The organism is Microbispora sp. H13382 (assembly GCF_014161445.1).
Taxonomy (GTDB): domain Bacteria; phylum Actinomycetota; class Actinomycetes; order Streptosporangiales; family Streptosporangiaceae; genus Microbispora.
Genome location: NZ_JABBXA010000002.1, coordinates 1 through 22,921 on the forward strand (window position 1 = coordinate 1; position 22,921 = coordinate 22,921).

General features: G+C 70.7%; 21 protein-coding genes. 9 read left to right on the plus strand and 12 right to left on the minus strand.

Going from position 1 to position 22,921, the window contains the following annotated elements; genetic code table 11:
• Window positions 1–280: 280 nt before the first annotated feature.
• Window positions 281–646: a VOC family protein gene (locus HHX41_RS03785; protein ID WP_182904831.1), complete on the minus strand. Its 366-nt coding sequence runs from the start codon at window positions 644–646 to the stop codon at window positions 281–283.
• A 52-nt stretch (window positions 647–698) separates the two neighbouring features.
• Between HHX41_RS03785 and HHX41_RS03790 the strand changes: the two genes are divergently transcribed.
• The 4 genes from HHX41_RS03790 (at window position 699) to HHX41_RS03805 (ending at window position 2,969) form a co-directional block, all read left to right on the plus strand.
• Entirely contained in the window at window positions 699–1,175 is a 477-nt protein-coding gene (locus tag HHX41_RS03790) for a MarR family winged helix-turn-helix transcriptional regulator (protein ID WP_169983749.1), read from the plus strand.
• A gap of 225 nt (window positions 1,176–1,400) precedes the next feature.
• The gene (locus tag HHX41_RS03795) at window positions 1,401–1,628 is read left to right on the plus strand and encodes a hypothetical protein (RefSeq protein WP_182904832.1); all 228 of its coding nucleotides are present in this window, start codon (window positions 1,401–1,403) and stop codon (window positions 1,626–1,628) included.
• 318 nt (window positions 1,629–1,946) lie between these two features.
• Window positions 1,947–2,357, plus strand: coding sequence for a MerR family transcriptional regulator (locus tag HHX41_RS03800; protein WP_182904833.1), 411 nt, complete (start codon window positions 1,947–1,949; stop codon window positions 2,355–2,357).
• Between the two features lie 147 nt (window positions 2,358–2,504).
• Window positions 2,505–2,969, plus strand: coding sequence for an ATP-binding protein (locus tag HHX41_RS03805; RefSeq protein ID WP_220503724.1), 465 nt, complete (start codon window positions 2,505–2,507; stop codon window positions 2,967–2,969).
• A gap of 15 nt (window positions 2,970–2,984) precedes the next feature.
• On the opposite strand, the gene HHX41_RS03810 is transcribed toward HHX41_RS03805, so the two are convergent.
• The 3 genes from HHX41_RS03810 to HHX41_RS03820 form a co-directional block, all read right to left on the minus strand.
• Window positions 2,985–3,926: an AraC family transcriptional regulator gene (locus tag HHX41_RS03810; RefSeq protein WP_220503725.1), complete on the minus strand. Its 942-nt coding sequence runs from the start codon at window positions 3,924–3,926 to the stop codon at window positions 2,985–2,987.
• Window positions 3,927–4,094: 168 nt separating this feature from the next.
• Window positions 4,095–5,120: a LacI family DNA-binding transcriptional regulator gene (locus HHX41_RS03815; protein ID WP_182904835.1), complete on the minus strand. Its 1,026-nt coding sequence runs from the start codon at window positions 5,118–5,120 to the stop codon at window positions 4,095–4,097.
• Window positions 5,104–7,539, minus strand: coding sequence for a glycoside hydrolase family 3 N-terminal domain-containing protein (locus tag HHX41_RS03820; RefSeq protein ID WP_182904836.1), 2,436 nt, complete (start codon window positions 7,537–7,539; stop codon window positions 5,104–5,106). The genes HHX41_RS03815 and HHX41_RS03820 overlap by 17 nt, the downstream gene beginning before the upstream one ends.
• 343 nt (window positions 7,540–7,882) lie before the next feature.
• Here HHX41_RS03820 and HHX41_RS03825 point away from each other — a divergent pair, with 343 nt between their 5' ends.
• From HHX41_RS03825 to HHX41_RS03840, 4 genes are all read left to right on the plus strand, one after another.
• Window positions 7,883–9,247 (plus strand): extracellular solute-binding protein, encoded by a 1,365-nt coding sequence (locus tag HHX41_RS03825; RefSeq protein WP_310741759.1) that lies wholly within the window; start codon window positions 7,883–7,885, stop codon window positions 9,245–9,247.
• Between the two features lie 2 nt (window positions 9,248–9,249).
• Window positions 9,250–10,164, plus strand: a complete 915-nt coding sequence (locus HHX41_RS03830) for a carbohydrate ABC transporter permease (protein ID WP_169983743.1) — start codon at window positions 9,250–9,252, stop codon at window positions 10,162–10,164.
• A 2-nt stretch (window positions 10,165–10,166) separates the two neighbouring features.
• A complete protein-coding gene (locus tag HHX41_RS03835; protein WP_182904837.1) occupies window positions 10,167–11,069 on the plus strand; it encodes a carbohydrate ABC transporter permease in 903 nt (300 codons plus the stop codon).
• Between the two features lie 283 nt (window positions 11,070–11,352).
• Window positions 11,353–13,065, plus strand: a complete 1,713-nt coding sequence (locus HHX41_RS03840) for a fibronectin type III domain-containing protein (RefSeq protein WP_182904838.1) — start codon at window positions 11,353–11,355, stop codon at window positions 13,063–13,065.
• Window positions 13,066–13,124: 59 nt separating this feature from the next.
• Here HHX41_RS03840 and HHX41_RS03845 read toward each other — a convergent pair whose 3' ends face one another.
• Complete coding sequence (locus HHX41_RS03845) at window positions 13,125–13,343, minus strand: hypothetical protein (protein ID WP_182904839.1); 219 nt, start codon at window positions 13,341–13,343, stop codon at window positions 13,125–13,127.
• A 296-nt stretch (window positions 13,344–13,639) separates the two neighbouring features.
• Between HHX41_RS03845 and HHX41_RS03850 the strand changes: the two genes are divergently transcribed.
• Complete coding sequence (locus tag HHX41_RS03850) at window positions 13,640–15,196, plus strand: SMI1/KNR4 family protein (RefSeq protein WP_182904840.1); 1,557 nt, start codon at window positions 13,640–13,642, stop codon at window positions 15,194–15,196.
• 33 nt (window positions 15,197–15,229) lie between these two features.
• On the opposite strand, the gene HHX41_RS03855 is transcribed toward HHX41_RS03850, so the two are convergent.
• From HHX41_RS03855 to HHX41_RS03885, 7 genes are read right to left on the minus strand one after another with little or no spacing between them, the layout of a single operon-like run.
• Window positions 15,230–16,159, minus strand: a complete 930-nt coding sequence (locus HHX41_RS03855; RefSeq protein ID WP_182904841.1) for a formylglycine-generating enzyme family protein — start codon at window positions 16,157–16,159, stop codon at window positions 15,230–15,232.
• A gap of 2 nt (window positions 16,160–16,161) precedes the next feature.
• A complete protein-coding gene (locus HHX41_RS03860) occupies window positions 16,162–17,580 on the minus strand; it encodes a sulfatase (RefSeq protein WP_182904842.1) in 1,419 nt (472 codons plus the stop codon).
• Window positions 17,577–19,046, minus strand: coding sequence for a sulfatase-like hydrolase/transferase (locus tag HHX41_RS03865; protein ID WP_310741760.1), 1,470 nt, complete (start codon window positions 19,044–19,046; stop codon window positions 17,577–17,579). Before HHX41_RS03865 ends, HHX41_RS03860 begins: the two co-directional genes overlap by 4 nt.
• Entirely contained in the window at window positions 19,043–20,041 is a 999-nt protein-coding gene (locus HHX41_RS03870; RefSeq protein WP_169983733.1) for an aliphatic sulfonate ABC transporter substrate-binding protein, read from the minus strand. The genes HHX41_RS03865 and HHX41_RS03870 overlap by 4 nt, the downstream gene beginning before the upstream one ends.
• Complete coding sequence (locus HHX41_RS03875) at window positions 20,038–20,823, minus strand: ABC transporter ATP-binding protein (RefSeq protein ID WP_220503726.1); 786 nt, start codon at window positions 20,821–20,823, stop codon at window positions 20,038–20,040. The genes HHX41_RS03870 and HHX41_RS03875 overlap by 4 nt, the downstream gene beginning before the upstream one ends.
• Window positions 20,820–21,620, minus strand: coding sequence for an ABC transporter permease (locus HHX41_RS03880; RefSeq protein WP_169983731.1), 801 nt, complete (start codon window positions 21,618–21,620; stop codon window positions 20,820–20,822). Before HHX41_RS03880 ends, HHX41_RS03875 begins: the two co-directional genes overlap by 4 nt.
• Window positions 21,620–22,795 (minus strand): ROK family transcriptional regulator, encoded by a 1,176-nt coding sequence (locus HHX41_RS03885; RefSeq protein ID WP_211592303.1) that lies wholly within the window; start codon window positions 22,793–22,795, stop codon window positions 21,620–21,622. Before HHX41_RS03885 ends, HHX41_RS03880 begins: the two co-directional genes overlap by 1 nt.
• Between the last annotated feature and the right edge of the window lie 126 nt (window positions 22,796–22,921).

The window sequence follows — 22,921 nt, forward strand, 5'->3', positions numbered from 1 at the left end:
TACGCCATCGTCCTGATCGGCCTGACCCTGGCCGGCGCCGGCACCACCCTCGGACTCGGCAGGGTCTGGGCCGCCACCCCGCTGGTCCGCCGCCTCCCGATCCTCAAGTAACCCCCATCGACTCCGGTGCCCACCCCCAGCCCCCTGGGGGTGGGCACCGGCATGTCCGGCCGTGCATGGGATCGGATTCCCGGGGTAGGCGAGAGCGGGAGAGTGCGCTACGGGGGCCACGCGGGGCGGCGGCGGGCTGAACGCCCGTCACGTCCCGCGTGGCCCCCGTTCACCTGTCGTGGACGGTGACCGCGTACCCGTCGGGGTCGCTGAAGGAGAACGTCCGGCCGAACGGCCCGTCGACCGGCGCGGACACGATCGGCACCCCGGCCGCGGCGAGCTCGTCGTGGAGCCGCTGGGCGTCGTCCGCTTTTAACCACAGCGCCACCCCGAGGCCGGGACGCGGGGCCGCCTCCAGGTCGACGCCGGGCAGCGGCTCGCGCACCGCGAACGGGATGGGCGTGGTGGCGAACACCACGGCGTGCGGCGGGCCGGCGGGGTCGCGCCGCAGCCCGAGGCGCTTCTCGTAGAACGCGGCCGCGGCCTCCAGGTCGCGCACCTGCAACGCCACGAAGTCCACTCCGGTGACGGTCATGATTCCTCCAATGTCAGGGATTTGACATAAGACTGTATGTCAGAATGCTGACATGGAGCAAGAGAGCGACGGCACGGACCTCGGCCGCCTGGTGGGCTACCAGCTGAAGAGGGTTCAGGCGGCGCTGCGCTCGGCCATGGACGCCGCGCTGCGCCGCCACGACCTGACCACTCCGCAGTACGCCTGCCTGGAACTGCTCGACCAGCGGCCCGGACTGTCCAACGCCGAGCTGGCCAGGGGCGCCTTCGTCACCCGGCAGTCGATGAACGTGCTGCTCCGCAACCTGGAGGACGCCGGACTGGTCGAACGGCCGGCGTCCGCGCCGCAGGGCAGAGCCCTGCCCACCACACTCACGGCGGAAGGCAGAGCCCGGCTCGGCGCCGCGCGCGGCGACGTGCTCGAGATCGAACGGCGGATGACCGCCCACCTCGACGCGGAGCAGGCCGAGCTCCTGCTGGGCCACCTGGAGCGGATGACCGACGCCTTGAACGGCCGGGCGGCCGCCGACGCGGAACGCCGGAAGCGCTAGCGCGGCCACCTTCCCCGGGGCCTGGCTCTCGGGATTCGCCTACTCTGACGTCAGAGTAGGGTGATGCTGGTCACGTGGTTCTCCCGGCCGACGCGCCGCCGTGCCGCGGCACCCCACGCCCCGCGTCGTGGCCACCGGGAGGCCGGGGATCCAGGGCGGCCCGCACGGGAGCTTCCTCCGCGGCGGTCCGCCGGTACCGGAGACCGCACGCGAAGAGGGAGGACGATGTCCGTCTACCGCGTCAGGATGTACAGCGGGTTTCAGCGCACCCTCACGGCCGACCGCGTCGTCGTCAACGGCGACAACGTCTGTTTCGAGAGGAGCAGGAACGGGTCCTGGGTGGCGGCGCTCCAAGTGCCGACCCAACTGGTCACCCGGGTCCGCCGACGGTGCGTCCAGGCGGACGGCACGGTGACCTGGAACGTCGAGAGACCGCGGCCCAGCGCCTACTGACCGGGACGCTCATCCCCGGTCACGGCCGTCATTGCTCTCTAACCTTCCGTGAGAGTAGAGTCTGCCCCGCTTGCGGTGGGACTCCGCTTCGCCGCGTGCCGCCCATCGCAGGCGTCAACGCCACCGCACGGCCCGCCCGGCCCTTCCCCCTCGCCGGGCGCGCCGTCGCGGTGGGATGCGGCACGCGAACTCCCGGCGAGAGGTATGGTCACCGAGGCGTTCAGCGGGCTGTGCAGCGGAACAGATCCCTCACGCGAGGGGAGACGGCGGCACCGCGCACGCGCGGCGACCGCGGGGGCAGGAAGGGTGAGCGGAGCGATGCCTGAAGGTCTGGTGCGGATCGGCGAGGTCGCCGAACGGCTCGGACTGTCCCTGCGCACCATCCGCCACTACGAGGAGGTCGGCCTGATCGTGCCCGCCCGCACGCAGGGGGGCTTCCGCCTCTACAGCGAGGAGGACGTGCAGCGCCTGGCGCTGATCAAGCGGATGAAGCCGCTGGGGTTCACGCTGGAGGAGATGCGCGACCTGCTGGAGATCACCGACCGGCTCACCCGTGGCGACGACGACGCCGGTCTGCTCGCCCGGTTGCGGCTGTTCGAGAAGGCGGTGGCCGAACGCGCCGACAGGCTGCGCGAGCAGCTCGCGATGGCCAGGGAGTTCGCCGAGCAGCTCCGCCGCCAGCGGGCCGACGCCCCTAAGGCCGCGGCCGTCCGCGCGGCGCCCGGGTAATGGTGCGTTATACGGATACCCGCCCTCGCCTTGGGGATAGCGGGCCCTCGGCCGGCCCGCATAGCCTGCGATAAGTGACGCTCTTTCCGACCGTATGGCGTGCCGCGTGCGGAGCGTAGGAGCGCTTCTCCACGTGAGTTCCGCCCGATGGTGACCAAGGAGCACTACACGATGAACGCGCAGACCATGGACCGTATGGACGCCTCCGCAGCCGAGGCGGTCACTTCCGTGTACACGTGTCCGGTGCCGCACTCTCCTCAGGCGGTCAGCGGCGTGCGGCGACGTGCGCTCGGCGTGCTGGCGGCCTGGGGAACGCCTGAGCCCGCCGCGCAGGAGGCCATTCTGGTGATCTCCGAGATGGTCACCAACGCCGTCCTCCACGCCATGCCGCCGGCCGAGCTCCGGCTCTTCGTCTACGCCGACGGCGACCGCCCGGTCATCCGGGTCGAGGTCACCGACGCCGGGTCGGCGCCGGTGTGGCCGGGGACCGAGCCGTCTCCGGACGAGAGCGGGCGCGGCGGCGTCGTCGTCGACGCCCTCGCCATCCGGCACGGCTCCCTGACCCGTTCCTCCGGCGCCACCACGTGGTGGGCGGACCTGCCGGCCCGCTGAGCCGTACGTCCGCCTTCAGCGACGCAGGGTCTCCGAGGGAGACTCCCCGAAACGCCGGCGATAGGCGAGGGCGAACCGTCCCAGGTGGGCGAACCCCCAGCGATAGGCGACGTCGGTGACCATGGTGGTGCCCGGGTCTCGCACCGTGAGTTCGGCATGGACCCGCTCGAGGCGCACCTCCCGCAGGTATCTCATGGGCGTCGTCTCCAGATGGCGCCGGAAGCCCTCCTGAAGCGCCCGCGCGCCGACGCCCACGGCCTCGGCGATCTCCTCCACGGTGAGCGGCTCCGCGGCGTGCGCCTCGATCAGGTCCACGGCCCGCCGCACGGCCGTCGGCGCGACACGGGACTGACCCTCCGTCAACGCCTCGCTGTAGTTGCTGGGCTGGGCCAGCAGCAACTGCGTCATCAGCAGCCCCTCCAGCTGCCTGACCGCGACGGGCTGCTCCAGCATGGCGCCGCCGGTCTCCGCCTCCCGCCTCAGCAGGTCGACGACCGACAGCCAGGACCGTGCGGGAGGCCGGGTCAGGTCCATGCCGAGGGAGAAGGTGAGCGGCCTGCGCGGCGTCCGCCCCATGAGCTTGCCGAGGTGGGCCTCGATCGTGGCCCGGTCGAATCGGGCGACCAGCTGAGCATGCCCGGAGGCCCAGCGCATGGACACGGGCCGCGTCAGCGACAGTACGGAGGCGAACTCGGGCGTCGACACGATCCGTTCGCGGCCGTGGCACACCTCGGCGGCGCCGACCAGAGGGATCTCGACGAGCAGGTGTTCGTCCAGCGGCTGCGGCGTGATCAGCACCTCCGTGCCGTAGCCGAGCGAGTAGAGCGCGACCCCGTCGAAGGTCAGTCCGTTGAGGCAGGCGTCGAGCCGGATGCCCGGGTCCACCGGGCGCAGCCCGTGGACGCCGAGTTCGGCACCGACCCGCGTACGGGCCTCGTCGACGTCGTGCGTGCGCATTCGCCGGTGCGTGGCGAGTGGTAGTGCCTGTTCGGCCATATCGCCTCCCCGAGTTGGGCAGGCCCCCCGTTCCCGCAGGTGGCGGGCGCGATACAAGCCTATTCGCGCGGCCACGCGGGCGGAACGCGGCCGCGGTGAGAACCGGGCCGGGTGATCGCCTCGCCGGGCCTACCGGCCCATGGGAGCGGCGGGGGCGGTCGAGCCGCGCACCACGAGCTCCGTGGCGAGCTCGACGTGGTGGGACTCGATCCGTTCCCCGGCCGCCAGGCGCAGCGCCGTACGCACCGCGACGGCCCCCATCTCCCGCAGCGGCTGCCGCACGGTGGTCAGGGGCGGTGAGGCCATCCGGGCGATCTGGGTGTCGTCGAAACCGACGATGCTCAGGTCCTCCGGCACACGCAGCCCCCGCTCCCTGGCCGCCTCCAGCACGCCGAGCGCGATGTCGTCACAACCCGCGAAGACCGCCGTGGGCGCCTCGGGCAGGTCCAGCAGCGCGGCCCCGCCCGTCAGGCCGTCGTGGTAGTGGAAGTGTCCCGTCCGTACGTACCCGGGCAGGACGGGCGCGTCCCCGGCCTCCATGGCGGCCCGGTAGCCGTGCAACCGCGCCTGGTTGCAGGTCGCGGTGGTCGGGCCGCCCAGGTAGGCGACACGCCGGTGCCCCAGCGCGAGCAGGTGCTGCGTCGCGGCCAGGCCACCGGCGAAGTTCGTCGAGCCGACGCTGATCACCCGGGTCCGCGGCAGGTTCAGCGGGTCGATCACGACCAGGGGCAGCCGCGCCCGGGCCAGCGCGGCGAGCTGCCCGGAGGTCAGTTCGCCGGTGACGGCGACCAGCGCCCGCCGTCCGGCCGCGACCAGGTCGCGCGCCCACCCCGCGGTGCGGTCGGCGTTGCGCCGGATGCTCACCACGACCGCCACGTCGAGATCGGCCCCGGCCTGCACCGCACCCTGGACGATCTCGGTGGAGTACGCGTTGAGGTCCGCGTCGAACTCCACCTCGATCGTGTCGGGCGCGGGCTCGCCCCGGCGCTGCGGCGGCGCGACGTAGTCGTGCTGCTCCAGCAGCGACAGCACCAGGGAACGGGTCTCCGGCGCGACGTCGCTGCGGCCGTTCAGCACCTTCGACACGGTCGCGACCGACACCCCCGCGGAGGCCGCGACCGTGGCGAGAGTGGCCCGCCTACGACTGGGCGGCATCTGTTCCTCCCTGCTCGGGACCCGCCGCCGGGCGTACCTCCGCGGGGGTGACCAGCCGCCGGCCGCGGCCGACGTGGCGCAGCGGGCCGGTCAGCCGTACACGGCCCCGGCACGGCAGGTCCGACGCGGAGGTGCCGACGAACACCTCGACGTCTCCGGGCTCGACGATGCGGCGCAGGTCGCGGCCGGTGAAGGCGGTCCTGTCCGCGTGCACCGTGAAGGTAGCCCGCGCGCTCTCGCCGGGCTCCAGGCGCACCCGGGCGAACCCGGCGAGCTGCCGCACCGGCCGGGTCACCTGGGCGAGCACGTCGTGCAGGTAGAGCTGGACGACCTCCTCGCCCGCCCGGCCGCCGGTGTTGCGCACGCGCACCGACACGGTGAACTCCCCGTCGGTGGGCACCTCGTCGCCGCTGATCTCCAGGTCGTCGACCTCGAACGTCGTGTAGGACGTGCCGTGGCCGAACGGGAACAGCGGCGTCGGGTCGAGGTTGCTGATGCCGTGGCTGTCGGAGCCGAGCGGCGGCTGCAGGTAGGTGCCCGGCTGTCCGCCCGGGGTCCGCGGGATCTGCACCGGCAGCTTCCCGCTGGGCTGCACCCGGCCGGACAGGACGCCGGCGACGGCCGCCCCGCCCTCCTCTCCCGGCATGAACGCCTGGACGAGCGCGGCGGCCCGGTCGCGCACCCGCCCCAGCGCGTACGGCCGGCCCGACACGACGACCACCACGACGGGCGTCCCGGTGGCGGCCAGCTCGATCAGCAGGTCCTCCTGCGCCCCGGGCAGCCGCAGGTCCTCGACGTCGCAGCCCTCGCCGGAGGTGCCGTTGCCGAACAGCCCGGCCAGGTCGCCGACGACGGCCACGCACAGGTCGGACTCGCGAGCCGCCCGGATCGCGGCGTCGAAGCCGGAGCGGTCCTCGTCCCGCCAGTCGCAGCCCCGCTCGTGGACGATCTCGGCGTCCGGCAGCTCGGCCCGCAGCGCGTCGAGCAGGCTGGGGGCCTCCAGGCCCAGCCCGAGCCCGGGGTAGCGGGGCAGCACATGGTTGGGGAAGGCGTAGCAGCCCATGAACGTGCGGGGGTCGTCGGCGCAGGGCCCGACCACCGCCAGCCGCCGCGGTCCGGTCCGCCCCTCGTCCAGCAGCGGCAGCGCGGTTCCGGCGTCGAGCAGCACGATCGACCGCTCGGCCAGCTCCCGGGCCAGCGCCCGGTTGCCCGGCGAGTCGAGGTCCACGGCGTCCGCGCCGGCCACCGACTTCTCCGGCGTCCAGTCCGGGTCGAGCAGCCCGAGCTCCACCTTCTGCGTGAGCAGGCGGCGCGCGGCCCGGTCGATCAGCGACTCCGGCAGCTCACCCCGCCGCACCCGCTCGGCCAGGTGCTGGCCGAAGCCGAGCGTGTCGGGCAGTTCGACGTCGAGGCCCGCGGTCAGCGCGAGCACCCCGGCCTCCTCGTGGTCCGCGGCGACCTGGTGCATCTTCGCGAGGAACGCGATCGCCCAGTAGTCCGACACGACCGTCCCGGTGAACCCCCACTCGTCGCGCAGCACCTCGGTCAGCAGCCACGGGTCGGCGGCGGCGGGGACGCCGTCCACGTCGGAGTAGGAGTTCATGACCGAACGGGCGCCGCCCTCGGCGATGGCGGTCTCGAACGTCGGCAGGATCATGTCCATCAGCTCGCGCCTGCCCATGGGCACCGGGCCGTGGTTGCGGGCCGCGCGGGAGGCGGAGTAGCCGGCGAAGTGCTTGAGCGTGGCGATGACCCCGGCGCGCTCCAGGCCGCGCACGTAGGCGGCGCCGAGCGTCGCGACGAGGTACGGATCCTCGCCGATCGTCTCCTCGACCCGGCCCCAGCGGTAGTCGCGCACCACGTCCAGCACCGGCGACAGTCCCTGGTGGACGCCCACGCCGCGCATGTCCCGCCCGATGGCGGAGGCCATCCGCTCCACCAGTTCGGGGTCGAACGTCGCACCCCAGGCGATGGCAGCCGGGTAGACGGTCGCTCCATAAGTGGTGAAACCGGTCAGGCACTCCTCGTGAACCAGCGCCGGGATGCCGAGGCGGGAGTGCTTCACCACCTCCTGCTGCAGCCGCACGACCTCCGCCGCGCCCTGCGCCGCGGTCACCGGAGTGCTGCCGAAAACCCGCGTCAGATGCCCGAGACCGTGACGTGCCGCCTCCTCGATCGGCACCGTTCCGGAGGCGGCGAAAACGTCCTGCATCGGGGCGACGTTGTGCGCGCCGTCAGGCTCCACCTCCTGCTCGGGCTGCATGTCATTCCCGATCCACCGGCTGCCGAGCTGGCCGATTTTCTCCTCAAGGGTCATTTCCGCGAGGAGGGCCTCGACCCGGTCGGCCACGGGAAGTGCCGGGTCCTGCCACGCCCGGAGCGTCCCGTCCGCCGTGTGCGTCCGATCTGGGGCCGTCATCTGCTCTCCTCAAGAAGTTTCGAAACATTTCGGCGTCTGCGGCGATTTCGGTCTCGTTGTTTCAGTCTGATCAAGATCACACCGGTAGACGCCTGTTCGCCGGTACTTTACACACGCCTCACGCTGAGCTGGAGGGGTCGTGAGAGCGCTCTTGACACTGAGGTACCGCAAATCTAGATTGGCGTGCCACGCGGCTTGTGTCGAAATGTTTCGAAACGAGCTGAATTCAAGAAGGAGTGGACAGTGGCACCGGGGTGCCGATCCACATCGCCCCCCCTCGCCGCGTCCGAGTCGTTTTCAATGAGCCGCGGCCAGCCTCGGCATTCGACGTACGGAGATCAGCGTGGAGTCCAGGACACCATCCCGCCGCAACTTCCTCAGCCTTTCGATGGGCCTCCCCCTCGGTGCCGCGTTAGCGGCCTGCGGCACGTCCGGCCCGGCTCCGTCCGGCGGAGGTGCCTCGGGCGGCGCCGCCGGCGGCAACGGCGGCGGCGGGGGCAAGGCCAGCTACTGGTTCCTCCAGGGCCCGCCCGGTGAGGCTCCCCGCACCGCGGCCGTCGAGCGGTTCAACAAGGCCAACCCCAACGGCCAGATCGCGATCACCACGATCCAGAACGACGCGTACAAGACGAAGATCAAGACCGCGATCGGCGCGAACCAGGCGCCCACCATCATCTGGGGCTGGGGCGGCGGCGGTCTGCGCAGCTACGTGCAGGCCGGCCAGGTCGAGGACCTCACCTCGTGGTTCGGCGAGAACGCCGCCGTGAAGGACCGGCTGTTCCCCGGCGCCTTCGGCGCCGCGACGATCGACGGCAAGATCTACGCGATGCCCTGCGAGACCGTGCAGCCGATCGTGCTGTTCTACAACAAGAGGGTCTTCGAGAAGGTCGGCGTCCAGCCGCCGCAGTCGTACGGCGACATCCTGGAGCTGGTGAAGAAGTTCAACGCCGCGGGGATCGCGCCCTTCTCGCTGGCCGGCCAGTCGCGCTGGACGAACATGATGTGGCTGGAGTTCCTCTTCGACCGCATCGGCGGTCCCGAGGTGTTCCAGGCCGTCTTCGACGGCGAGAAGGACGCCTGGAACAACCCCGCCTCCATCGAGGCCCTGACCAAGATGCAGGAGCTCATCAAGGCCAACGGCTTCATCAAGGGCTTCTCCTCCGTCACCGCCGACTCCAACGCCGACCAGGCGCTGCTGTACACCGGCAAGGCCGCGATGATGCTGCACGGCAGCTGGTCGTACGGCATCCAGCAGGAGCAGGGCGGCGACATCGTCTCCAGCGGCGGCCTCGGCTGGATGAACTTCCCGGGTGTCGACGGCGGCAAGGGCGACCCGAGCAACACCGTCGGCAACCCCGGCCAGTACCTGTCGATCTCCTCCAAGGCGACGCCCGAGGAGAAGGAGATCGCCAAGAAGTTCTTCGCCAGCGGCGTGCTCGACGACGAAGAGCAGAAGCAGTGGGTCGAGACCGGCGGCGTGCCGATCGTCAAGGGCTCCGACAAGCTGTTCGCCGGCTCCAAGGACGCCGAGTTCCTGAACTTCGTCTACGGCGTCGCCAGCAACGCGAAGGTGTTCGCCCAGTCGTGGGACCAGGCGCTCAGCCCGACCGCGGCCGAGGTGCTGCTCGACAACATCGCCAAGCTGTTCCAGCTGTCGATCACGCCGCAGCAGTTCGCCTCGAACATGAACGCGGTCATCGGTAAGTAAACATGTCGGCTATCTCCGCTCGAAGGACGTCGTCCGCCGCCGCCACGCGCGGCGGCGGCGTCCTGCCATGGCTGGCCCTGCCGGCCCTGGTGGCCTTCGCCGTTTTCGCGCTGATTCCGCTCATCGGGGTCCTGCTGCTCAGCTTCACGTCCTGGGACACGCTGGGCGAGATCCAGCTGACCGGGCTCGAGAGCTGGAAGTCCGTACTCACCGACCCCGGCCTGCCCCACGCGCTATGGGTGACGTTCCTGATCATGCTGCTCTCCTGGGCCTTCCAGACCCCGGCCAGCATCCTGATCGGGGTGTTCCTGGCGGGCCGCCAGCGCTACCGCGAGCTGCTCGCGGTGCTGTACTTCATCCCGCTGCTGCTCAGCTCCGCGGCCATCGCGATCACCTTCAAGGCGCTGCTCGACCCGAACTTCGGGCTCGGCGCCGGGCTGGGCCTCGACTTCCTCACCCAGGACTGGCTCGGCGAGCCCGGCCTCGCCTTCGGCGTCGTGATCTTCGTGGTGTCGTGGCAGTACATCCCGTTCCACTCGCTCCTCTACCAGGGCGGCGTTCGGCAGATTCCGCGTTCGCTCTACGAGGCCGCGGAGCTGGACGGGGCGGGGCGCGTCCGCATGTTCTTCAGCATCACGCTGCCGCAGCTCAAGTACACGATCATCACGTCCTCGACGCTGATGCTCGTCGGCTCCCTGACCTTCTTCGACCTGATCTTCGTGCTGACCGAGGGCGGTCCCGGCGACGCAACCCGCGCGCTCGCCCTGGACATGTACAAGCGCGGCTTCCAGGCCAACCTCATGGGAGCGGCCTGTGTGATCGGTGTCATCCTCGTCCTCGTGGGCCTCGCTCTGGCGCTGCTGCTACGCCGTATCGGCGGCCGCGACCCCTACGCCAGTCAGTTGGAAGGGGTCTGACCGTGACCACGACCCACACCTCGAGGGCGGCCAAGCGCCCCGCCACGTCCGGGGCGCACGGACGCCATCCGGCGAAGAGCCGGCAGCGCCCGAACTGGCTGGGTGGGCTGGTGAGCTGGCTGTGGCTGGCCGTGGTGATCATCCCGATCTACTGGATCGTGGTCACCAGTCTGAAGACGCAGTCCAACTACTACTTGACCAACCCGTTCGCGCCGCCCGCCGATCCGACGCTGGACAACTACCGGCTCGTGATCGAGATGGACTTCCCGCTGTACTTCCTGAACAGCATCGTCGTCGCCATCGGCACGGTGATCCCGTCGGTGCTGTTCTCGTTCATGGCGGCGTACGCGATCGTCCGGAGCAGTGGCGCCAGCCGCTTCCTGCGCGGGGTCAACTCGCTGTTCCTCATGGGCCTGGCCATCCCCCTGCAGGCGACGGTGATCCCCGTCTACCTGCTGATCATCAAGATGCAGCTCTACGACTCGCTGACGGCGCTGATCCTGCCGTCGATCGCCTTCGCGATCCCGCTGTCGGTGCTGGTGCTGTCCAACTTCATCAGGGACGTGCCGAAGGAGCTGTTCGAGTCGATGCGGCTCGACGGCGCGACCGAGTGGAAGACGCTGTGGGGCCTGGCCTTCCCGCTCACGCGGCCGGCCGTGGTGACGGTGTCGATCTACAACGCGCTGCAGGTCTGGAACGGGTTCCTGCTGCCGCTGATCCTCACCCAGAGCCCCGACAAGCGCACGCTGCCGCTGGCGCTGGCGGCGTTCCAGGGGGGACCGTACGGCGTCAACGTGCCCGCCGTGCTCGCCTCCGTCGTGCTGACCATCCTGCCGATGCTGATCCTCTACACGGTCGGCCGTCGTCAGCTGCTCAGCGGTCTGACCGCCGGTTTCGGCAAGTAGGCCGGGCAACGGTCTCACTCTCCGCCGTACAGACGGCCCAGGTCGGCGAGTTCGACGTCGGGCCGTCTGTCGGCGAAGCGGACGAGGCAGGGGATCTCGTCGACTGTCAGCGGCTTGTTCCCTCGTCCCTCACAGGGTCTTGAACGGGCGTCTTTCCGGGGCTACGCTCACGCCAAAACTATTAGGAAACTTTCCTAAGCGAAGGGAAGGCCACGCGACCGGCCGTCGTGTCACCCGACGCCTCCTCGCGGACGCCGATCGGCACCCCGGAAGGACGGCATTGATGAAGAAACGGCTGCTCAGCGCGTTGTTGCTCGCGCTGGGTCTCTGTCTGGCAGGGGTCGGGACCGGCCCCGTCCCCGCGTCGGCGCGGTCCGGCGCCGTCCTCGCGTACGCGGCCTGGGCGCCGAACACCTGGTACGCCGTGGGCACACGGGTGACCTACAACGGCACCGACTACGAGTGCATCCAGGCGCACACGTCGCTGACGGGGTGGGAGCCGCCCATCGTCCCCGCGCTGTGGAAGCCGCTCGCGGGCGGGGGCGGCGACACCACGGCTCCGAGCGTCCCGGCCGGCCTGCGGGTGACCGGCACCACCTCCGGCAGCGTGTCGCTCGCGTGGAACGCCTCGACCGACGACGTCGGCGTGACCGGCTACCAGGTCTACCGTGGCTCGCAGCTCGTCACGACCGTGGCGGGGACGACGTACACCGACGGCGGCCTGGCCTCGGGCACCACGTACACGTACACGGTCAGGGCACGGGACGCGGCGGGCAACGTGTCGGCGGCGAGCGCCGCCGTCTCGGCCACGACCGGCGCGGGCACCGGCACCCCCGGGCAGCCCGGCGCCCCCAGCGTGACCGGCAGCACCGACACGTCGATCTCACTGTCGTGGACCGCCTCCGGCGGGACCGTGACGGGCTACCGCGTCTACGAGGGCACGACCCAGCGGGCCCAGGTCACCGGCACCACCGCGACGATCGGCTCGCTCGGCGTCTGCACCACGCACACCTACACCGTCAGGGCGTACAACTCTGCGGGCGAGTCCGCGGCTAGCGCCGCCGTCACCGGCACCACCACCGGGTGCTCCTCGGGCGGGGCGCTGCCCAGGCACATCCTCACCGGCTACTGGCACAACTTCGTCAACCCGGCGGTCGAGCTCAAGCTGTCGCAGGTGCCGCGGGACTACGACGTGGTCGCGATCGCGTTCGGCGAGGCGACCACCACGCCGGGCCAGGTGAGGTTCGCCCTCGACCCCGGCCTGTCCACCGCCGTCGGCGGCTACACCGAGGCCCAGTTCAAGACCGACGTGCAGGCGCTGCGGCAGCGCGGCCAGAAGGTCATCCTCAGCGTCGGCGGGGAGGCGGGCCACGTGCAGGTGGCCGGTTCGGCGGCGGCCACGGCGTTCGCGAACTCGGTCTACTCGATCATGCAGACCTACGGGTTCGACGGCGTCGACATCGACCTGGAGAACGGCCTCAACGCCACCTACATGGCCCAGGCGCTGCGCGAACTGCGGGCGAAGGCGGGCTCCGGGCTGATCATCATGATGGCTCCGCAGACCATCGACATGCAGTCGACCGGCATGGAGTATTTCAAGCTCGCGCTGAGCGTCAAGGACATCCTCACCGTCGTCAACATGCAGTACTACAACTCCGGCGCGATGCTCGGATGCGACCAGAGGGTCTACAGCCAGGGGTCGGTGGACTTCATGACCGCGCTGGCGTGCATCCAGCTGGAGAACGGCCTGCGCCCCGACCAGGTCGGCCTCGGCCTGCCCGCGGGCCCCGGCGCGGCGGGCGGCGGCGTCGTCTCGCCGGCCACGGTCACCAACGCGCTGAACTGCCTGGCTCGGCGCACAAACTGCGGCTCGTTCGTCCCGTCGCGGACCTACCCGGACATCCGCGGCGCGATGACCTGGTCGATCAACTGGGACGCCTCGAACAACTGGAACTTCTCCAGGACCGTCAAGCCGTTCCTCGCCACCCTGCCCTGACGCCCTTCCGGACACGTGGACGCCCCGTACGCGAGTACGGGGCGTCCTTTTTCGCGGTGTCAGGCGTAGAGGAACCAGAAGTTGCCCCCGCCGGTTCCCCATTCGCAGCGGAACGAGGTCCACCAGCCCCACTGGATGCCGAGGTTGCCACCGTTGTAGCAGTCCGCCTGGTAGTAGTAGGCGTACCGGATGCTCTCGGCGTGCGCGGGCGCCGTGCCGACGGAGACCAGGCCGACGGCCAGGGCCGCGGAGACGAGTAGAGCCCGTACTGTACGCATGCGATCCTCCCGGGATAGACGCCCACAGGGCGAGCGGCACCCGCACTATCGCATCGGCGATCAGGGGCGGCCAGGGGCGCCGGGAGAGCGCCGTCCCCGACCTGCCCGCCCAGCGGGACACCGCTGAAAGCTTCACGACCCCCGCTTCCGTCGCGTCCGGCGGAGGGTCCTCGTACGACTATCCCACCGGTCTTCGCCCATCCCACCGGTCTTCGCGCAGCACTCCAGGTCGAGCTGCGCATTCTGTCGTCGCCTGGTGCGATGATCGGCGGCAGTGCACGGGACGGGAGCGAGACATGGTGGAGCAGGCCGCGCAGCGGATCGCCGAGGAGATCGTCGCGAGTGCGCCGGCGGGCTGGACGCGGGTGGTGGTGGCAGGCGGTGCGGGCAGTGGCGGCACCTCCCTGTCCGGCGGCTACACCGTCCCCGGCACGTCCCTCCCGCACCCGCTGCCCCGCCTCTTCGCGGAGCTGAGCGGCCTCGGCGAGGCGGTGCGGAAGGTCCGGGACTGGGATCCCACGACGGTTGAGATCGTGTGCCGGCCGTCCGGGGAGTACGAACTGGTCGCGTTCGCGGACGCGATCACCAACCTGCGTGGACTGGGTGGCGGCTTTCAGGCCGTCCTGGACCCGAGCTACCGGCTGCCTCCGTCCGGTTGGGAACAGGAGGAGAGCCCGGCCGCCCCGGCGGGTGATCCGGACCTGGCGGTGACACGGTTCCGCGCGTACATGGAGCGGCGAGCCGCGATCTTGGGACGGGCCGAACCCCTGCCGCCGCCCGCGTCGGCCGCCGCACTCGACCGGGCGGAGCGCCGCATCGGCCGGCCGCTGCCCGCCGACCTGCGTGCGCTGTATCTGATCGCGGACGGCGACGCCGTCGACGACGAGCACCGCTACCTGTTCCAAGACAACGGCTGGCTGGCGCTGGAGGACCTGGTCGCCGTCCACACCGCCCTGCGCGAACCGGTCTGGTTCGGCTGGGACCTGGGGTGGAACTCGGTCGTCTTCGACGCCGATCCGCCCGGCACCGTCCGCCGGGCCGGCGGACACCCGGCCTGGGTGCCCTTCGCCAGCGGTGAGGACGGCAACTACCTGGCGGTGGACCTGGCCCCGGCCGGGAACGGCCGCCCGGGCCAGGTCATCCGCGTCGGCCGCGACTACGACGAGTGTCCGTCGTACGTCGCCGACTCCGTGACCTCGCTGCTCGGCCGCCAACTGGAACTGCTGGAACAGGGCGCCTACGAGAAGCACGACGACGACATCGAACTGCTGGAGCCCGAGCCGAGGCGGCACCCCGAGAGGATCGTCGGCGAGATCCCCGGCGAGGTCCCGGCCGGCCTCCAGGCCATCCATGTCAACGACGCGGCGAGCCCGGTCGATCTGGCCCCGCTCACCGGCGCCGCGAACCTGCGGCTGCTGCACCTCAACCGCTCCGTCACCACGGATCTGGCGCCGGTTCGCCGGCTGCCCGTCGAGTCTCTGCGCGTCACCCTGGACGGCGGCGACCTGACCCCGCTCGAAGGCCACCGCCACCTGACCTCCCTGGAGCTGGGGACCACCACCCCGATCGAGATCGGCCCGTTGCGCACCGTCCCGAACCTGCGCGGCCTCGACCTCTCCCGGGCCGTCGTCCGCGACCTGGCCGTCGTGGCCGACCTGCCCGACCTGCGCTACCTGGCCCTCACCGCGCGGCAGTGGACCGCCCTGCTCGACGAGGGCAAGGCGCCGCCCACTCTCGCGGCCGCCCGCCTGACGGACGACGACGCCTCCCTCGCCGAGGCGCTGACCTGGGCGGCCCGCCTCGGCCTCGACACCGGGGGCGCGCTCCGCACCGCCGGCAGCCTCCCCATGTGACGCAGGCCGTTTCTTCAGAGAGCGACGGTTTCTTCAGAGAGCGACGGTGCGGAAGCCGGCGTTGGCCATGGAGGAGTCGGGGGTGTTCGACGAGCGCGCCGAGTTGCGGTAGCGGTTGCAGTAGGAGTCGTGGCACAGGAACGAGCCGCCGCGCAGCACCCGCGTACCGCCGCGCGACGGGCCGCGCGGGTCTGCCGAGGGCGAGTAGACGTAGTAGTCGGGGGCGTACCAGTCCGCGCACCACTCCCAGACGTTGCCGACCGTCTGCCACAGCCCGTACGCGTTGGGCTCGTACGTCCGGACCGGGGCGGTCGTGAGATACCCGTCGTCCAGGGTGTTGTCCGTGGGGAACACGCCCTGCCAGATGTTGACCCGCCAATCGTCCCCGGGAAGGTCACCGTGCAGGTCGTCTCCCCAGGGGTAGCGGGCGCCGTCGAGGCCGCCCCGGGAGGCGAACTCCCACTCGGCCTCGGTCGGCAGCCGCCTGCCCGCCCAGGAGCAGTACGCCATCGCGTCGTTCCAGCTCACGTGGACCACCGGGTGGTCGGGCTCGGCCTGCGACAGCCGCCCGGCGGGGTGCCGCCAGTCGGCGCCGCGCACGCCGGCCCACCAGGGCGTGCCGGGCGCCGGGCCCATCACGTCGTCCGGGTGAGCGCGCATCGCCAGGTGGAAGACGGCGGAGAAGCCGTACTCCTCCGCCTCGGTGCGGTAGCCGGTCGCCTCGGCGAAGGCCGCGAAGTCCGCGACCGTCACGGTCGTGGCGTCGATCGAGAACGGCGCCACGGTGACCGCGTGCACGGGCCCCTCGCCGTCGCCGGGGTTGCCGTCGCCGGTCGCGTCCCCCATGCGGAACTCACCGCCGGGCAGGCGCACCTGCTCGATCCCGTGGAGCCCGTGCGCCGTGAAGCGGACCGGCTCCAGCGGCTGCCCGGGCGTGGCGGGCGTGCAGCAGCTTCCCGACATGGTCAGATTCCCTCCGGCACCGGCTGGCTCGGGTGCGGCTCGTCGCCGAGGGCCGCCTGGGCGTGCCACATGCGGACCTTCATCTCCTCGCGGATCTCGCGGTAGGCCGGGTCGTCGTAGACGTTGCGCAGCTCCTCCGGGTCGGCCTCCAGGTCGTACAGCTCCCATTCGCCCGGATAGGTGAACGCGCCCGTGCCGGGGATGCCCATGCCGTCGTTGTAGAAGTAGATGATCTTGTAGCGATCGGTCCGGTAGCCGTAGTGGGCCGGCGCCTTGTGGAAGACGTCGTCGTGCTCCCAGTAGCGGTAGTACATGCCCTCCGCCGGCGGCGGGCCCGGCTCGCCGGTCAGGTCGGCGAGGAAGCTGCGGCCCTGCATCCGGGGGTGGTGCGGCACCCCGGCCGCGTCCAGCACGGTCTGCGCGAAGTCGACGTTGGTGACGATCCCGGTGTGCGCCTGGCCGGCCGGGACGCGCCGCGGATAGCTCAGCACGAGCGGCATCCGCAGCGACTCCTCGTACATGAACCGCTTGTCGAACCACCCGTGGTCGCCGAGGAAGAAGCCCTGGTCGGAGCAGTACATCAGCAGCGTGTCGTCGAAGTCGCCGCGCTCGCGCAGCCAGTCGACCACCCGGCCGACGTTGTCGTCGACCGACGCGACGACGGCCAGGTAGTCCTCCATGTAGCGCTGGTACTTCCACAGCGCCAGTTCCTCGTACGACAGCCCCTCGGGCGGGTCCTGCTTGAGGTCCTCGGCGTTCAGATGCTCGGCGATCCGCATGGCCGCCCGCCGGGCCGACGACGAGCGCGTCGCGTAGTCGTCGCCGAACGTCGCGGGCACCGGGATGGGGTCGGTGTACATCCCGGCGTGCTTGTCGTCGGGCTCCCACGGGCGGTGCGGCGCCTTATGGTAGATCAGCAGGCAGTACGGATCGTCGCCGTCGAGTGAATCCGCCCAGCTCAGCGCCATGTCCGTGATGAGGTCCGTGGCGTAGCCGGGGACGGTCCGCAGGCCCTCCTCCGACAGGAACGAGGGGTCGAAGTACTCCCCCTGCTCGATCAGCACGTCCCAGTAGTCGAACCCCTGGGGGTTGTGCCCCGGGCCGTCCCCCATGTGCCACTTGCCGACGATCGCCGTCCGATACCCCGCGGCCTTCAACTGGCTCACGAACGTCGGCTGCGCCGCGTCGATCGGCGTGACCAGCGTCGACACGCCGTTGACGTGCGAATACGTGCCGGTCAGGATGCTGGCCCGGCTCGGCGAGCACAGCGCGTTCGTCGCGAAGCAGTTGTCGAACCGGACGCCGAGGTCCGCGATCTCGTCGATCCGCGGCGTCCGGTTGACGACCGAGCCGTACGCGCTGACCGCGTGCGACGCGTGGTCGTCGGTGAGGATCATGACGATGTTCGGGCGCCCGCTCATCGGTAGGTCGCCTCGTCCAGCCCGCTCAGAGTGGGGTCGTACGACACCTCGCCGACGTCGTACATCGAGGTCATCCAGTGGTAGAAGTTGTCGCCCCGGTCGCGCAGCACCTCGTAGAGCCGCCGCAGGAGCCGCCCGCGCACCTCCGCCATCTCGGGATGGTTGTAGACGTTGAGCAGTTCGTCCGGGTCGGTGAACAGGTCGTACAGCTCGTTGGTCGAGTCGGGGTTGACGACCAGCTTGTAGCGGTCGGTCCGGATCATCCGCTGCGGGTACGGGAAGTGGTGCCCGTGGAACTCGCAGACGATGTCCTGCTCCCACGGCACCTCGTGGGTGGAGGCGAGGGGCACGAGGCTGCGCGAGTCGACCGCCGGGGCGGTGTCGATCCCGGCCAGTTCCAGGATCGTCGCCGTGCAGTCCAGCAGGCTGACGAACTCGGTACGGACGACCCCGGGCTCCTGGCCCGGGATCCGCAGCAGGCCGGGCGTGCGGTAAATGTCCTCGTACATCGCCGGGCCCTTGTCGTGCAGCCGGTGGGCGCCGGTGAACTCGCCGTGGTCGCAGGTGAAGAACACCGCCGTGTCGTCGTTCAGGCCGAGGCGCCGCATGGCGTCCATGACCCGCCCGATCTCCATGTCGATGAGCGCGACGTAGCCCCAGTAGACCGCGATGAGCTTGCGCGTCACCTCCAGCGGCATGGTGTCGAACGTCCAGTGCGCGCTGTAGTTGGCCTGCACCGGCGGCTTGCCGGCGAAGGTCTCGGCGATCGACTTGGGCAGCTCGACCAGTTCGGGGTCGAACATGTCGAAGTACTCGTCCGGCACGATGTACGGCAGGTGCGGGCCGAAGAAGTTGAGCTGCAGGAAGAACGGCTTCGGGTCGGCGGCGTACCGCTCCAGCATCTCGATCGCCCGGGTGGCGAGGTAGTGCTCGAACGTCGCCTCGACCGGCTGGCGCAGCCGCGCGGCGAGCAGGTTGCCCGGCCCGCCGTTCGGCAGCGTCCCGCGGATGCGGTCGTGGATCTCGTAGGGCGGCAGGTCGTTCGCCTTGAGATAGTCCAGGTAGTCGGGGTGGTCCACGGGGTTGTGCCACCCCGGCAGGTCCGGCCCTTCGAACCCGAAGTCGGCCGCCCGCCGGTGGTGGCCGACGTGCCACTTGCCGATGAGCCCGCAGTTGTACCCGGCGTCGCGCAGGGCCTCCGAGAAGGCCCACTGGCCGTCGGGCAGGTCCTCGATGTAGCCGACGTTCCTCTCGTGGTTGGCGAGCAGCTTGTGCCGGAACGGCGCCTGCCCGGTGAGCAGGCTCGCCCGGGCCGGCGTGCAGATCGCGGTGGGGGTGTACCAGCGGTCGAACCTGGTCCCGGTCCGGGCCAGCTCGTCCAGCACCGGGGTGGCCGCGAGGCGGTTGCCGTACGCGCCCAGGGTGTCGGCCCGGTGCTGGTCGGTCATCAGGAACAGAATGTTCACTTCGCCGCGCCCGTGAACAGGTCGCCGGTGTAGTACGTCTTCGGGTCCACGGCCGAGGGCAGCTTGCCGGCGCCGACGAAGTAGTCGCCCATCCCGCTCAGCCACTTCTCGATCGTGCCGTCCTTGCTGTAGCCGTCCAGGTCGGCGAGCGACAGCACCTTGGAGTTGGCGGCGTCGGCCTTGACCTGGTCGGCCGGGAGCTTCAGCATCTCGGCGGTCGCGGCCACGGTCTCGTCGAGGTGCTCGCTGCGGTACTGGATGGCGTCGCGCAGCACCCCGATGACCTTCTCGGTCTTGTCCTTCTCGCCCGCGACGACGTCGTTGCCGCCGACGAACGCGGTCGGGAACGACACGGTGTCGGCGAAGTCCTCGTTCTTGGCCAGCTCGACCAGGTCGGGGACGGTCTTCTTGATCGTCGAGATGGCCGGGTACCAGAAGCCGGCCGCGTCGATCTGCTTGGAGGTGAACGCCGACACGATCGTGGACGCGTCCATCGGGACGATCTTCACGTCGTCCTTGGTCAGCCCGGCCTTCTTCAGCGCGAGCGTGAGGATCATGTCGCCGGAGGTGCCCTCGGGCACGCCGATCGTCTTGCCCTTCAGGCCCTCCAGCGAGGTGATGCCGGCCTGGGCGATGACCCGGTCGGCGTTGCCGAGCGTGTTCAGCGCGACGACCTTGGCCTTGCCGGAGGCGGGCAGCCACATGGCGCCGGGGCCGATGTAGCCGAAGTCGAGGTCGCCGGTGCCCAGCGCCTGGATCTGCAGCGGGCCGTTGGTGAACACGCTGACCTTGGCGTCGAGGCCGTGCTTCTTCCACAGGCCCTGCTTGTCGGCGACGGCGAGCAGGCTCGCGCCGTTGAAGTCGGCGATGTAGCCGAAGTCCACGTGCGTCGTGCCGCCGCCCGAGGCGCTCGAGTCGCCGGAGTCGTCCGACCCGCAGGCGGCCGCCGACAGCGCCACGACGACCGCCGCGGCGGCCAGGAATGTCTTCTTCATTGCGCGGGCTCCTTGATCTGCCGCTGGTGGTACACCGCATGCCAGACGCGGTTGCGCAGCGCCCCGAACTCGGGGCTCAGCCGCATGTCCTCGTCCCGCGGATAGGGGAGGTCGACCTCGATGACCTCGGCGATCCGGCCCGGCCGGGCGGCCATGACGACCACCCGGTTGGCGAGGAACACCGCCTCGTCGACGTCGTGGGTGATGAACATGACCGTCCGCCGCTCCTCGCTCCACGTCTCCAGGAGCTGCTCCTGCAGCCGCACCCGGGTCAGCGCGTCCAGGGCGCCGAAGGGCTCGTCCATGAGCAGGATCGACGGGTTCACCGCGTACGCCCGGGCGATCGCGCAGCGCTGCTTCATGCCGCCCGACAGCGTCTTGGGCAGCGCGTCGGCGAACTGCTCCAGCCCGACCAGGCGGATGAAGTGCTCGGCGCGCTCCCGCCGGTCCTGCTTGGGGACCTTCGCGGTGCGCATGCCGAACTCGACGTTCTCCCGGACGGTCAGCCACGGGAACAACGCGTACTGCTGGAAGATGACGCCGCGCTCGGGGCCGGGGCCGGTGACCGGCCTGCCGTCCACCAGCGCGGTGCCGCCGGTGGGCTGCTCCAGCCCGGCGAGGATGTTGAGCAGCGTGCTCTTGCCGCAGCCGGAGGGGCCGACGACGGTCACGAACTCGTTGTCGGCGATGTCCAGCGAGACGCCGCCGAGCGCGACGAACGGCTCCCTCCCGACGGGGAAGACCTTCTCGACACCACGTACGGAGATCTTGGGAGTGCTCATCGGTTCTCCTGCCATGCCGTCAGCTTGTTGCCGGCGATCATGAGCAGCCGGTCCATGATCAGGCCGAGGACACCGATCGCGATGATGCCGACGAAGATCGTCGGAAGGTCGTAGTAGAGCTGCGCGCTCTGCATCCGGTGGCCGAGCCCGGCCTGCGCGGCCAGGAGCTCCGCGGCCACCAGCGTGCCCCAGGCCGAGCCGAGCCCGACCCGCATGCCCACGAGGATGAACGGCGTGGAGGCCGGCACCACGACGCGGCCGAAGATGGTCCCGTCGCCCGCGCCGAGCACCCGCGCGGCGTTGATCAGCGTCTTGTCCACGTTCACCACGCCCTGGTAGGTGGAGATGACGCAGGACAGGAACGCCGCCAGGAAGATGACGAAGATCTTGGGGCTTTCACCGATGCCCATCAGGACGAGCACCAGGGGCAGCATCGCCAGCGGCGGGATCGTGCGGAAGAACTGGATCCACGGCTCGAACAGGCCGCGGGCCACGGTGTACCACCCCATGACGAAGCCGACGATCACCGCCGCGACCGAGCCGAGGGCGAACCCGGCCAGCACGCGCCCGAGCGAGGCGCCCACGTCGGTGGCGAGCGTGCCGTCCTTGATCATCTTCCAGGCGGCCGCGACGACCTCGCCCGGCGTGGGGAACTGGAGTCCCGCCAGGGACAGCCCCCACCAGATCGCGATTCCGGCCACGATCGAGATGATGTTGAGGACCAGGAAGGTCCTGTTCTTGCGCGGCCGGGCGGGGGCGTTGCCGTCCCTCGTGGCGCCCGCGGTGGTCACGGCCACTAAAGGCCTCCGTCCGTCGTGACGTTCGCTTCGTATCCGGCGAGCAGGGGGGACTCGTGGAACAGGGCCGCGATGGCCCCGCGCGCGCCGCCGTCGTCCGACAGCAGGGCGGGGCGGATCACGGGCGCCGCGTCGGTCCACCACGACAGCTCGTAGGTGACCGTGTCCGCGACCTGCCGCAGCAGGGCCGGAGCGATCTGGATGATCTCGCCGCCGAGCACGATCTCGTCCGGGTTGAGGGTCATGACCGCCGTGCCGAGCACCCGGCCGACCGTCGTGCCGGCCTCGCGGAGCACCTGGTCGACGACCGGGTGGGCGATCTCCACCGCGGCCTTCAGGTCCTCCAGCGTGTCCACGGGCACGCCGAGCTCCCGGCACCGCGCGAGGATCGCCGGCGCCGACGCGACGGTCTCGACGCAGCCACGCTTGCCGCAGCGGCACTGCGCGCCGCCGGCCACGGCGGTCACGTGGCCGAGCTCGCCCGCGAAGCCCCGCGAGCCGCGCACCAGCTGGCCGCCCACCACCAGCCCGCCGCCGACCCCGTCGGACAGGCGCAGGTAGATGAGATCGCGCACGGAGTCCGACTGGGCGTGCAGCGCCTCGGCCAGCCCGGCGAAGCGCACGTTGTTGTCGACGGTCACCGCGGCGTGGAAGCGCTGGGCGAACACCTCCGCGACGCCGTCGGCCCGCGAGCGGTCGCCCCATCCCGGGACGCCGATCCCGATCGCCTGCAGCGCGCCGTAGTGGACGCCGGTCTCCGCGCTCAGCCGGTCGATCAGGGCGAGCCCGGCGTCGAGACGCTCGGGCCACTGCGCCGACTCCTCGTAGCGCGCGGTCCCGGACGCGATGATCTCGTGCGCGGCGTCGGCCACCAGGACGTTCACCCGGCGATGGCCGAAGTCGACGCCCATGTACTGCCCGGAGGCCGGGTCGAGCGCGAGCCGCTCGGCCGGCCGGCCGCTGCCCACGCGCTCCACGGCGTCGGTGTCGACGACGCGGATGGCACCCCGGCCGAGCAGATCGCTGGTGATCTCGGAGACCGTGGTGCGTGACAGGCCGACCCGGGCCGCGATCTCGTTGCGGCTCTGCGCGCCGTTCTGGCGGAGCACGCGCAGCACCCGCTCCTCATGAGAGCGGCGCACGAGGGCGTGCACGCCGTTGGGGGTCGTTGACACGCTGGCAACCTAAGGTTCGCCTGTTTTTTACGTCAACCATCCGACAAAAAGAATCGGCAAATTCGTCCGGGATCCTGACGAAACCTCTGACCAGCATGGACACCCCCCGGCAAGCTCGCAGGCATC

What these genes read in the sequence shown, in the direction of transcription:
- HHX41_RS03875 (WP_220503726.1), bottom strand. Translation starts at nt 20,823, where the DNA reads ATGAGCACTCCCAAGATCTCCGTACGTGGTGTCGAGAAGGTCTTCCCC.
- HHX41_RS03805 (WP_220503724.1), top strand. Translation starts at nt 2,505, where the DNA reads ATGGTGACCAAGGAGCACTACACGATGAACGCGCAGACCATGGACCGT.
- HHX41_RS03810 (WP_220503725.1), bottom strand. Translation starts at nt 3,926, where the DNA reads ATGCGCACGCACGACGTCGACGAGGCCCGTACGCGGGTCGGTGCCGAA.
- HHX41_RS03850 (WP_182904840.1), top strand. Translation starts at nt 13,640, where the DNA reads ATGGTGGAGCAGGCCGCGCAGCGGATCGCCGAGGAGATCGTCGCGAGT.
- HHX41_RS03855 (WP_182904841.1), bottom strand. Translation starts at nt 16,159, where the DNA reads ATGTCGGGAAGCTGCTGCACGCCCGCCACGCCCGGGCAGCCGCTGGAG.
- HHX41_RS03815 (WP_182904835.1), bottom strand. Translation starts at nt 5,120, where the DNA reads ATGCCGCCCAGTCGTAGGCGGGCCACTCTCGCCACGGTCGCGGCCTCC.
- HHX41_RS03870 (WP_169983733.1), bottom strand. Translation starts at nt 20,041, where the DNA reads ATGAAGAAGACATTCCTGGCCGCCGCGGCGGTCGTCGTGGCGCTGTCG.
- HHX41_RS03795 (WP_182904832.1), top strand. Translation starts at nt 1,401, where the DNA reads ATGTCCGTCTACCGCGTCAGGATGTACAGCGGGTTTCAGCGCACCCTC.
- HHX41_RS03790 (WP_169983749.1), top strand. Translation starts at nt 699, where the DNA reads ATGGAGCAAGAGAGCGACGGCACGGACCTCGGCCGCCTGGTGGGCTAC.
- HHX41_RS03845 (WP_182904839.1), bottom strand. Translation starts at nt 13,343, where the DNA reads ATGCGTACAGTACGGGCTCTACTCGTCTCCGCGGCCCTGGCCGTCGGC.
- HHX41_RS03830 (WP_169983743.1), top strand. Translation starts at nt 9,250, where the DNA reads ATGTCGGCTATCTCCGCTCGAAGGACGTCGTCCGCCGCCGCCACGCGC.
- HHX41_RS03860 (WP_182904842.1), bottom strand. Translation starts at nt 17,580, where the DNA reads ATGAGCGGGCGCCCGAACATCGTCATGATCCTCACCGACGACCACGCG.
- HHX41_RS03840 (WP_182904838.1), top strand. Translation starts at nt 11,353, where the DNA reads ATGAAGAAACGGCTGCTCAGCGCGTTGTTGCTCGCGCTGGGTCTCTGT.
- HHX41_RS03785 (WP_182904831.1), bottom strand. Translation starts at nt 646, where the DNA reads ATGACCGTCACCGGAGTGGACTTCGTGGCGTTGCAGGTGCGCGACCTG.
- HHX41_RS03820 (WP_182904836.1), bottom strand. Translation starts at nt 7,539, where the DNA reads ATGACGGCCCCAGATCGGACGCACACGGCGGACGGGACGCTCCGGGCG.
- HHX41_RS03800 (WP_182904833.1), top strand. Translation starts at nt 1,947, where the DNA reads ATGCCTGAAGGTCTGGTGCGGATCGGCGAGGTCGCCGAACGGCTCGGA.